General features: G+C 41.4%; 7 protein-coding genes. 3 read left to right on the top strand and 4 right to left on the bottom strand.

What is annotated here, in order from left to right; translation table 11 throughout:
• Positions 1-11 precede the first annotated feature (11 nt).
• From ABR189_RS13695 to ABR189_RS13705, 3 genes are all read left to right on the top strand, one after another.
• The gene (locus ABR189_RS13695; RefSeq protein WP_354661068.1) at positions 12-506 is read left to right on the top strand and encodes a GNAT family N-acetyltransferase; all 495 of its coding nucleotides are present in this window, start codon (positions 12-14) and stop codon (positions 504-506) included.
• A gap of 482 nt (positions 507-988) precedes the next feature.
• On the top strand, positions 989-1,438 hold the full coding sequence (locus ABR189_RS13700; protein ID WP_354661069.1) for an RNA polymerase sigma factor: 450 nt from the start codon (positions 989-991) through the stop codon (positions 1,436-1,438).
• 24 nt (positions 1,439-1,462) lie between these two features.
• Positions 1,463-2,713 (top strand): FecR family protein, encoded by a 1,251-nt coding sequence (locus tag ABR189_RS13705; RefSeq protein WP_354661070.1) that lies wholly within the window; start codon positions 1,463-1,465, stop codon positions 2,711-2,713.
• 130 nt (positions 2,714-2,843) lie between these two features.
• Here ABR189_RS13705 and ABR189_RS13710 read toward each other — a convergent pair whose 3' ends face one another.
• The 4 genes from ABR189_RS13710 to ABR189_RS13725 form a co-directional block, all read right to left on the bottom strand.
• On the bottom strand, positions 2,844-5,330 hold the full coding sequence (locus tag ABR189_RS13710) for a Calx-beta domain-containing protein (protein WP_354661071.1): 2,487 nt from the start codon (positions 5,328-5,330) through the stop codon (positions 2,844-2,846).
• 34 nt (positions 5,331-5,364) lie between these two features.
• Positions 5,365-7,113 carry an OmpA family protein gene (locus tag ABR189_RS13715; protein ID WP_354661072.1) on the bottom strand — a complete coding sequence of 583 codons (1,749 nt, stop codon included), beginning with the start codon at positions 7,111-7,113 and terminating at the stop codon, positions 5,365-5,367.
• 106 nt (positions 7,114-7,219) lie between these two features.
• Positions 7,220-8,134 carry a PorP/SprF family type IX secretion system membrane protein gene (locus tag ABR189_RS13720; protein WP_354661073.1) on the bottom strand — a complete coding sequence of 305 codons (915 nt, stop codon included), beginning with the start codon at positions 8,132-8,134 and terminating at the stop codon, positions 7,220-7,222.
• A gap of 58 nt (positions 8,135-8,192) precedes the next feature.
• On the bottom strand, positions 8,193-12,083 hold a 3,891-nt coding region (locus tag ABR189_RS13725; protein ID WP_354661074.1), incomplete at its 5' end, for a T9SS type B sorting domain-containing protein.

Consider the following 12,083-nt stretch of genomic DNA (forward strand, 5'->3'; position numbering starts at 1 on the left):
TAGGATAAAAGATGTATAGTATCAAGGCAGCTACCACAACGGAGATTCCAATTATTCAGACACTTGTAGAACAGATCTGGCGACCTACCTACCAATCGCTGCTCACACCCGGGCAGATTGATTATATGATTGATATGATGTATAGTATCCCCTCTCTGCTGCGGCAGATGAATGAGTTACAGCATCAGTATATCTTGTTGTATGATGAAGCAATCCCTATCGGATATGCATCCTATAGCCCCACTGATAAAGCAGGCATCTTTAAATTGCATAAAATATACCTGCACATGTCCTACCAGGGAAAAGGAATAGGTAAGCTGTTGCTGAATGGTGTAATAGAAAACGTGAAAGCGCTGAATGCACATATACTGGAACTGGATGTAAACAGAGACAATAAAGCCCGTTTGTTCTACGAAAAACAAGGATTCACCGTTTATAAAGAAAAAGATACAGACATCGGTGGCGGTTATATGATGAATGATTACGTAATGCGCAAACCACTGTAATTACATAAACTAATAAAAATAGCCTGGCAAGAAATACCAGGCTGTTTCCCAAGTTAACCATTAAAAGACACAACTATTTCCAAGTAATTTCAGTATAGTATATCCGGTAAATAACTCTCGAAAGCAATAACACGGGCATATATTTCACTCGTGTTTAATATTACATACGTCGATTATATACGTATGGATTTAAACGTTACCCCTTTTTTCTCCCTCCACTTAATTTAAAAAAACTTTACCTTATATATAATTGATTTTAAATTATTTACATATTAATTTCAGTCAAAAATAGACGCATTAACATCGAATTAACTAAATTATCAACAACAATTATTAGCTTTCGCCCGAATATCATTGCATCCTATTAATGCCATACGTCCTTGAAATAGACCTTGAGTACCGAAGCCTTCCCTCGGTTATGCCGGACTGCCAGCTAATAGAGCAATATTATCAATTTACAAAGCCCTAAAATATTGCCAGGTATGAGTAATATAGATGATGCCTTTAAGTTATCCGAACTAAAATCAGGTAGCATCAAAGCCTATGAATACTTTTTCATGAAGTATTACAAGCCGCTATGCTATAGAGCCTACCTTACCCTGAATAATATGAGGGAAGCAGAGGAGCTGGTACAGTGCGTTCTGATACAAGTATGGCAAAAGAAACAGTATCACCATATAGAACAATCCGTAGGAGGATTCTTTTTCCGCCTGGTGCATGAGAAATGTGCCAGTCTGGAAAAAAGTAAAACGGCACCTGATAAAAACACCATTCATCCACTAGCCGTTGTACCAGAAAAGAACAATACGCAATCTTTAACACAGGAGGAACAAAGAAGGCGACAGTTACTGGATACTTTACATCACTTGCCTACTGAGCAACTGGAAAATCTGGTATGCAATGAAGAACAACTTCGCCTGAGGTCTATTTAACATTTAATCCTAACGCTTTCTCCCATGAAATACAATCAAGAACATATATTTCAACTTATACTGGAAAAAGTGCTGAACAGCATTTCAGAGGATGACGATCGTTATCTTAAAAGGGTAATGGCTAAACATCATCATATCAGGGATTGCTGGATCGATCTTGAAAATGCACGCAGGGTAACAGATGATGCTATTGTAGAAGATATTGATAATGAGCTGGCCTGGAGTAAAGTGGTGGCCATTTTAAATGAAGAAAACCAGGAACAGCAGGTAATGCCTCCAATGCCTGTTACCGTTTCCTCTCACGGCTGGTGGTGGGCTGCGGCTGCCACTGTCCTCACGATTGTTACCAGTGGCTACCTGATCCGGCAACATTACGCACATCAGCAGCCAAAAATTGCGGTAGTAGTGCCAGCTGCCCAACAATTACCCAATAATAGTGCGGGTAATCTGTTAAGTAATGCTGAACCCACTATCACAAACCCTCCGGCTGGCGACACAATGCTTCACATGGTACTTCCTGCCGTAACAGACAGCGTTTATGCGGCAGTGAAAAAGGATAGTACCGGCATACTACTGGCTAAAGCAGCACCGGAAGAAGACATGGAAAACACAGTAGTCCAATGGAATACCCTTACAGTACCAGCTAAAATAGATTATAAAATAGAACTACCAGATGGAACTGAAGTACATCTAAATGCTGCATCTACCCTACGCTTCCCTTTTATATTCACAGGTAAAACCAGGGAAGTATATCTGGAAGGTGAGGCATTTTTTACAGTGGCACACAATCCTGAAAAACCATTTATAGTGCATACAGGCAGCACTTCTGTAAAAGCCCTGGGTACTGCTTTTAACGTAAACACCTATGAACCGGGCCAGATCACAACTTCCCTGGTACAAGGTTCCGTTATAACGGATGTTGGCGACAGCCTGGATGTTGTACTTAAACCTGGCTATCAGGCAATCTATAAAACAGGAGAACGGTTTAAAGTAGAGAAATTTAATGAAGAAGCTACGCTTTCCTGGAGAAATGGAATCTATACTTTTGAGCAGGAAACATTACATCAGCTGGACCCTATTATTCGCAGATGGTTTGGATTGAAAGTAGCATTTGATACACCTGCCCTGTCTGAAAAACAATTTTCGGGCAGTATTCTGAGGGATAAACCTGTAGGAGAGTTTCTTGATGAGTTAATAAAGAAGAATAAGAACATGGAATACTATATTCTGGAAGGTACCATTCATTTCAGAACACCTATTTCACACGCAGGCTAATTACCCTATTTATTCCTGAACGTACAAAAAAGGACCGGCTAAAAAGAACATCCATTTTCCGATGTACTTTTTAGCCGGTCTTCTTCATGTTATAAATACAGCCGCAGGCAACTATATTATTTCGTATGTTTTACTTAGCAGTTATAATAGGCTCGCCATTATCATTACCATCATCATGTATAACAGCAACCGCAGTATTTAATTTAGCGTCCGGCGTTATCCTCAATAAACCGGTATTAGGTGCAGCTGTAACCTGTTTCAATTTCACTACCACTGTAGCATCTGCCGCTTTTACATGATCATTTACCAAAGCTACCTGGATCTGTGCTTCACTGAATGCACAATCACCTGTGATTTTCACCCTGTCTCCGTTCATAATTACATAATTCTTACCAAGCGTTGCTGTACTGGAAGAATCTATGCCAAAAAAGATATTGATATCACTACCTGTACAATTAGTCAGAATGGATTGGTCTGTAGCTTTTACCAGCATACATTTAAACATACTTACAGGGGCTGTACCAGATTCATTGGCATCTGTAAGCTTTACCAGGCTCACATAAGCTGCCTGATCATCAATATACTGTGTAGCTGATATTGAGTTTACATCACCGGTATAACCAATTATGGCTTCATTCTCTGCCTTTATTTCACTTAATACCAGTACAATAGATTCTGCCAGTTCAAAATTGTTATCATCCTTCACCTTCACTGCCAGACTTGCGGTAGAGGCACCATTTTCGATGATAAAGGGTGTTTTTGTACTGTTATAAAAATCTACTCCCGGCAAACCGGTGCCATTTCCATATTTATAGGTAAGCCTGATGGGTTTTCCAGTAGCATTAATCAATGGTGTATTATCCCTCTTAAACAATCCAGCAGTAAATATCACATCAGTTGCTGGTTCTGCTCCATTGATACCACCGGTGAATTTAACGATAGCTGGCTGATCCAGGATAGCTACCTGCCCGTTTGCTTTAGTCAGATGTAATCCTGAGGCATCCATTAATTCTATATGAAAAGACTCCTTACCCTCCAATTGGTTATCACTTCTGATAGGCACCTGGATGGTCCTGGAAATGATAGCTCCTGTAGCAAAATCTGATGGAACAAATGAGATAGTGCCTTCAGTGGCTTCAAAGTCAGCATTGCCAGCGCCGTCTTTCTGTGAAACAGATTTGTAACGCACATTTACCGGTGTACGAACTCCATTATTCCTTAAAAAACCAGACAGGGTAATAGTCAAGGTAGCATTGGCAATACCATTAAGTGGTTCTGTTACTACTATATCATTTATTGCTACTCCATGGCTTATTTTCATAATACGGTTGCCATCTTCCTCTCCTCCTCCGGCAGCCAGAATTTCACCAGCCGGACTCATTAGCAGTGCAGATAAAGCCGTTTTAGTATCATATTTACCCAATTGTTTGTCAAACATCTGCTGTCCATCCGGGCCTAACTTTACAATACGATAACCATCTTTTGCCACTACACAGATTTCATCATCCTCTGTTAATAATAAATGCTGAAAAACAGAACCGGTATTCTTATTGATTACTTCTGTACCATCCGGTAACAACTTTACTATTTTGCCCGTATTATTCGTCAGATTACCACCCGCAGCAACTACCTTCCCATTTCTTCCTACTTCCAACGCAAATAAGGCAGCATCCGTTTCTTTATTAAACAACTCTGTACCATCCGGACGCAGCTTTACAATCCGCCCTTTATCCTTTTCCTCTGCGCATGCAAATATCTGTCCCAGATCATTTATTTTCATTGCATTAAACTTACCATCTACCGTGCTGTATTCCTTATCGAATACTACCTGACCATCCACATTCAACTTAGTAATACGGCTGGCATTACCTGTACCATAAGCTCCTCCACCCATAGCGAGTAAAGATCCATCTTCCAGCAGCAGCATCTTTTCAAAAACAGCGCCCGGCTTACCAAAAGAAAGTTCGTATTGCTTTTCTCCTTTTTCATTAATTTTTACTACAAAGGCTTTGCCTTGCCCATTTCCAACATCTCCTCCTACTGCTACGATACTTTCATCTTCATCCAGGATAACATTCGTAAATACATTGTGTGCACCAAATCCCTTATCAAAAAGAACCTTTCCATCAGGAGCAAATTTTACAATACGTGCCTGTGCCGGCTTACTGCCATCCACCCCTACTGCCACATAATTACCATGCCTGTCTGCTACCACTTTTGTAAAATATCCTCCCTGCCCGTTACCAATACTCTTATCAAACAATACTTCACCGGTGTTATTTAAGCGGGTAATTCTCGTATTACCATAGGCAATAGTTCCTCCTCCCACTGCCACAACTTCTCCTTTGGGTAATAATAAGAGGTCCTGATAAGCCACCAATCCTCCTTTGTTCAGCTTGGTATTATAAATAACATTTCCCGTGGCAGATAATTTGGTAATACAACCATTGTCTGCACCACCACCAATCGCCACAATAGTATTGTTTTCAGCAATTACCAATTTGCGGTACTGATTCTTGGGGGGTCCAAAACTTTTGTTAAATACTACAGGCATTTCCTGGGCATTGGCATGTGCACTCACTACCAGCAACAGGCATAACGACACAATCTTGTTCATTGCTATTACTTTTGATATACGCTAAAAATTAACTCTAAAAGATATTTCTGTCTGACAATATTTTTATTTCACAACGCCTGTTAATCCCCACATTCCTTTCCGGCAAACTTTCTTTGCTTACCGGACGTGATGCTCCGTAGTAATTTATTTTAATCCTGTTGACATATACTCCTCTGCTTTTCAAACAAGCCCTGATATAGGCAGCACGATTCTTTGATAAAGCCAGTTCTCCCTGTTCTCTGCCTTTAATATCAGCATGGCCGTTGATGACAATAGTTTGATTGGTATGCATTTTCCAGATACGGAAAATGGAATCAATTTTATACCATTCCTTGTCTTGCGGCACTACCGCATTTCTATCGAAATAGATAATATCCGGTACGCTCGCTATCGTGTCCGATGAAAAGCTACTTGCTACATTATTTTCTTTGGCTGCATTATCAGTGTAACTGATCTCCTCCCTGCTGTCTGTTATGTTATCCATTACAGGCTCCACTATCTCTTCCTGTGGAACTGAAAGCCCAAGTTGGTCAAGCCTTGTCTTCTTCAGATCTACTAAATAAATACGATCGTTGTCATGCCCCCCAGTACGGTCGGACGTAAAGTATAGCAGCCAATTTGTAGCATCCAGTACCGGGTTAAGATCATCTGCCTGTGTATTAATGGGATAAGGTAAGTGAACAGGGGCAACATCAGGCTGATCTGTGTTAAATAGGAATATATCCAATCCGCCGAAGCCAGATAATCCGCTGGAAGAAAAGAAAAGCTTGTTGTTGTGTATAAAGGGATATAACTCATTGCCGCTCGTATTTACCTCCGGCCCCATATTTACCGGCTTTTGCCACTTTTGGGCTTCCCTATCCCAGTCAGCATAATAAATATCCGTGCCCCCATAACCACCTGCCATGTCAGATACAAAGTAAAGACGCTGTCCATTTTCTGTAACAGCAGGATGCAGGAAGGAATAACTGTCCCCATTTTTTATCAGTTTTATCCCCCCTGATTTGCTCCAGCTATTATTTCCGGACTCATGGGCCGCAAACTGAAGAAGGGTGCCTGTTTTGCTGTTAAACAAGGAGTTCTGCTCAATCTTAACCATGCTCACCGGATTTACGGTATATATCACTTTCTTCCCGTTATCATAGTAAGTTGCCGGTCCTACCTGGGGCACTCCTTTAATCCCATCAGCAAAAGGTGCAATGCCATGCTCTGTAATAATAAATGATTTCGCATTTGCAGAAAAAGAAGAAGTCCCTTTCTTAAGCTCATTGGAAAGGAAAATAACCTGCTTCCGGTAAAGTGACATCCCATATTGATATCCCCCCATATTAACCGGCAAACTATCGATCTTTACTTTAGCTATGGAATCCTGGTTGAAATTTTGATAATTCCCCGTTAAAGATGACTGCAGATTTTTAAACTTGATATCATCCTTTAGTTCAGATTCGTACAGGGTGCCTATTTTTCTCGCTTCATCCACCTGCCCGGTACGCTTTAACACATCCATACAATTCGTTACATCGGTGGGCAATATATCCGGACCAGGTGTATGTAGTACTTCATCATACAAGCTGACAGACTTCTCAAACTGCCTGGTATCTACATAAATTCGTGCCAGTTGCAGTTTTGCCCGCCTGGCCAGGTTCGTGTTCCCTCCTCCATTGTTAAGCACAGCGATGCATAGTGAAATAGCCTTTTCATATTCTCTGCTATTATATAACCGTTCTGCCCGCTTCACTTTCGATAAATCACTTAATGATCCACCCTTTCTATGTTCCTTCATTACTCCACATGAAATAAACAAGAGCACCGTACCAGCTAAAAACAAACGACACAACGTACTTTCTGATCTTCTATGTCCCATTATTGATATCCTGTTGATAATTCTCTTAAAAATAACGCGGTGCTACCTCTTTCCATTTCTTCCATGCAAACCTGTAATTAAGCATCACCTCATGCGATGCTGCCTGTGCTCCCTTTAAATTGGAAGAAGTAGGTGTATCGTAAGAATACCCTATCTGAAAGTTTTTGCTTACCTGTACCTGTACTAAACCTGTTATTGTTTTTTCAGTACGCCAGGAAGCCCCTAACCAGAGAATATTCTTCAATAATACATTGGCATTAATATCGGCTTGTAACCCTGCACCCTGTACTGCTCTTAGTAACAAATTAGGTTTCAGCTTTACATTTTCATTTATCTTAACCAGATAACCTGTTTGTAAGTAATAATGTGATTTATGTTTTACCTTTTCCGCTTTCTTGCCCAGATCAAAGCTTTGGAAAACAGGAGATGACAACCCTATATAAAATTTCTCTGTGAATATCATAAATCCAAAACCTACATCTGTTTTCCAATAATTCAGATTCTGTGCAAAAGCCGGATCTGTACTATTCAACCGGCTATTATTCTCCCGGTATTGCGACATTCCCCCTTTCAACCCCAATGCCAGATAAAGTTTTTCATCCAGTTTCACTCTTTGTGAAATATGGAAATTCAAACCTGTTTGAGAGTGTACTGTGATCTTCTCACTCATCAGGGAAAATCCCAAACTGGTATTGGTAGCTTTCAAAGGAGTATAAAATGAAAAAGAAATGGTTTGCGGGGCGCCTTCGATACCCACCCATTGATTGCGGCCTACTGCGGTAAGACTGGAAGATTCGTCCATGGAAGGATAAGCAGGATTAATCACCATGCCGTTAAACATATACTGTGAATAAATAGGATCCTGCTGCGCCTGCGCAGACTGATAGTAGCAACAGCTTATGATAATAGCCACTAAAGCTTTAACTAATTGCTTCTTCATAGGCGTAAAACTTAAATAGTAAATACCATACAATCATGCAATAAATAATGAACAGGGTTTATCGCTTCAGTACTATAAATCCGGTAAACCGGTGTTTCTTCCCACTACGGTCCTGGATATTTACAATATAGAAGTAGGAACCATCGGGCACATCTCCACCTGAACTAATACCTGTATTGGCGCGTCCCTTAAAAACATTTGCTCTATTGTCATATCCATTGATTTTAAATACTGTTCCTCCCCAGCGGTTAAATATGACCACATCATTCACAGGATACTTTTCAATTTGCTCTATCATCAGGAAATCATTGCCTACCCCATCTCCATTAGGCGACATATCCGGCCGTACATGCACTTTAGGCGGACTATTATCTATCGGATTGTCAATGATGTTTAATATGGCTTCTGCCGGCACTTCAAATTCCCAGTTTACCGATGACAGCGAAGAACTGGCTTTGTCTAATCTCACAAGCACTGTTTCAGTTTCTTCTTTAATCTCATCTTCTATCGGTACCACCTCTATCATTCCTTCATTTTTACCAGCAGGAATAATAATACTCCCTGGTAAGGCCATATAATCAACCCCTGATGTGGCCGTACCTGATACGATATAATTTACCACTACATCCTCAGCCGTTGTAATCCGGTCATCCGTAAATTTCACAATAAATGCGCCCGCTATATCAGGCTCCTGAGCGTCTTTTTTCTTTGTAATCTTTATCTTCCGCTGAGCAATCTTTTCTTCAGCCGTGCCAGCTTCATCATCACGCACCAAAATATTAACCACATCCTGCGGGTTGACTTTCAGGGTATACGCTTTTCCCTGTATAGTAACCTGAGCGTCCTTCACTGCAACAGTGATGGTCTTATCCCCTTCTATTATATAATTATCCACAATCCTGATAGGAACTGCTGCACTATTCTTACCTGCAGGTATAACCACTTCCGTTGCAAGCGGGGTAATATTGGCAAATCCAGACAGATCATTTATCAACAGCGTTACCTTTACATCCTGTGGTGCTACCCTGTCTGCGGCCAGCTTAACTATAAATCCACCATCAGTAGCCGGCTCTGCTGCGTCTGCTGTTTTCTCCAACAACACTTGCATCATTCCCGGCCCCGGTATAGTTACTGCTCCTGGTTTGCTGATAGTAAACGTAGCTGGTACAGCGGTGCCTAACAATTGTAATACTTCGTCATCCTTAGGTACATCATCCGGCTTAATAAGTAGCCTGAATGTTATATCAGATTTCCCCGCAGGTAATGTGATACTTCCAGGTACCAGCTCATATCCTGCGGCATCCAATGTAGAGGAGGCCTCCCTGTCAATTTTAATCTGTATATCCTCTGTTGAAGTAATGAGTGGGTTTTCAAAACCTATTATTACCTTAGACTCGCTCCCCCTATGCAAAACAGTAGAGTCAATTTTCATTGTCAATTTCAAATTGCCAGGATCCTTTCCTGTAGCATCATCAATATAAATATCCAGACTATCCAATACTATCCCAGGGAAATTAGTCACCATACCTGTCAACCTCAATAACTGACGGCTATCCAGGATATTGTTGGATCTGGCTTTCACTTCAAATTCATAATATCCTGACGCTGATGTAATATCAAACTCCGACGGAATAATGTCGTACTTATCGTTTTTAGCAACAGACAGTACACTGCTGTTGATCTTTACATGCACCGTCTTGTTGGCTACTGCTCCTCCTGCAAAAGCAGCCCTGACCTTGTAACTCTTTCCTTCTAATACACTATTACCAGATGTTACGCCAGTAAGTACCACTTTTCCTGTCGTAAGCCCCTTGATAGTAAGTTTAACAGAATCTTCCTTAAAGTGATTAGCTCTGGCTACAACAACAAGTGTTTCATCATCTCCTAAAACATTACTGCCAATGGCTTTTATTTCATTCAGCGTTACTGACTGTTTGTTTTTCGCTATTATGTATGTACCAGGGATAATAGTATGCCTTGCAGTAGCGGCAGTAGAACTTAATCCTTTGGTAATAACAACAGGAATATCATATCCTGCTTTAAGCCCTCCTGGCAGACTAAGTTTTATAGTAGCCCCGGTAGCAGCCCCACCTACAATTTCTTTGCTGGTTGGATCCACCGTAATATCAAAAGCCATGTTGGACACATAGTCCTTATCCTTTACGGTAATAGTAGCTTCTCCAAATACCAGTCCCGGAAGACTGGTAGAAGTACCTGTCAGTTTTAATTCACGGGTAGCCGGGCCGGTCAGTACTCCATCATCCTTAATGGTGATTTGTACGGTAACCGTACCACCATTATTAATCACCGGCGGGGTGGAGATAATATAGTCTGATGTAGTAAAGGTAGAACCAGTAACTGGCACCACACTGATGTTGATCGGAATAGCCGTAGTAACACCTGCTGGTAAGCTGAATGTCACATCATATGCCGTTCCTTCTACCATCTCTGCACTGCTGGTAGCAATGCTGATATTTTTATTGTCAGCATTTAAGCTGGTAGTATCTGTTATGGTACAGCTTGCCGGAGTAATGGTATACCCAGTAGCAGTACCATCTAATTGTAACGTTTTTGTAGGTTTAAATACCCTGTCGGAGGCAGCCGTGATAAAATCAGTCAACACCGTATCCCGCTTACCGGCAGGTAACTTCACCGTGGTGGAAGCCAGCGTATAATCACCTGGGGTGTTGGCTGTAGAGTTACCCACATTACGACTCAGTAAGATGTTGATATCTGTAGTGGCGGATACGTTATTGTTAAAGCTGATTTTAAGATCGCTCTTCTCTCCTTCTTTTAATGGCGTATTCAACACTTCCAACGTCAATGCATTATTACCCGGCAAACTGGCAGTGCCATCTTTGATCAGCAGTGCTACAGAATCTTTTTTGAAACCAGTGGCCTCGGCTATAACTACAATATTTGCATCATTATTCAGGATGTTATCCACATTAGCTTTGATAACCGGGATGGTTACAGAGAAAGCATCTTTGGCAATGGTATAATTTCCGGGTACCGTGGTATGACGGCTATTTGCTGCCTGGGAGCTCAATCCTTTGCTGATCGTTACCGGAATAGCATAACCCGCTTTCAGGCCGTTAGGTAAAGTCAGCGTAATAGCTGCACCAGTGGAAGCACCTTCTACAATTTCTTTACTGGCTGGGTCCACCGTAATATCAAAAGCCATGTTAGGGGCATAGTCCTTGTCTTTTACGGTAATAGTAGCTTCTCCAAATACCAGCCCCGGAAGACTGGTAGAAGTACCTGTCAGTTTTAATTCACGGGTAGCCGGGCCGGTCAGTACTCCATCATCCTTAATGGTGATTTGTACGGTAACCGTACCACCATTATTAATCACCGGCGGGGTGGAGATAATATAGTCTGATGTAGTAAAGGTAGAACCAGTAACTGGCACCACACTGATGTTGATCGGAATAGCCGTAGTAACACCTGCTGGTAAGCTGAATGTCACATCATATGCCGTTCCTTCTACCATCTCTGCACTGCTGGTAGCAATGCTGATATTTTTATTGTCAGCATTTAAGCTGGTAGTATCTGTTATGGTACAGCTTGCCGGAGTAATGGTATACCCGGTAGCAGTACCATCTAATTGTAACGTTTTTGTAGGCTTAAATACCCTGTCGGAAGTAGCGGTGATAAAATCAGTCAGCACCGTATCCCGCTTACCGGCAGGCAACTTCACCGTGGTGGAAGCCAGCGTATAATCACCCGGGGTGTTGGCTGTAGAGTTACCCACATTACGGCTCAGTAAGATGTTAATATCTGTAGTGGTAGATACGTTATTATTAAAGCTGATTTTAAGATCGCTCTTCTCTCCTTCTTTTAAGGGGGTATTCAATACTTCCAGTGTCAGGGCTTTATTGGCTGGTACGCTGGCGGTACCATCTTTGATCAGCAGTGCTACGGAGTCTTTCTTGAATCCGGTAGCTTC

The sequence above is a fragment of the Chitinophaga sp. H8 genome (assembly GCF_040567655.1).
Lineage (GTDB): Bacteria > Bacteroidota > Bacteroidia > Chitinophagales > Chitinophagaceae > Chitinophaga > Chitinophaga defluvii.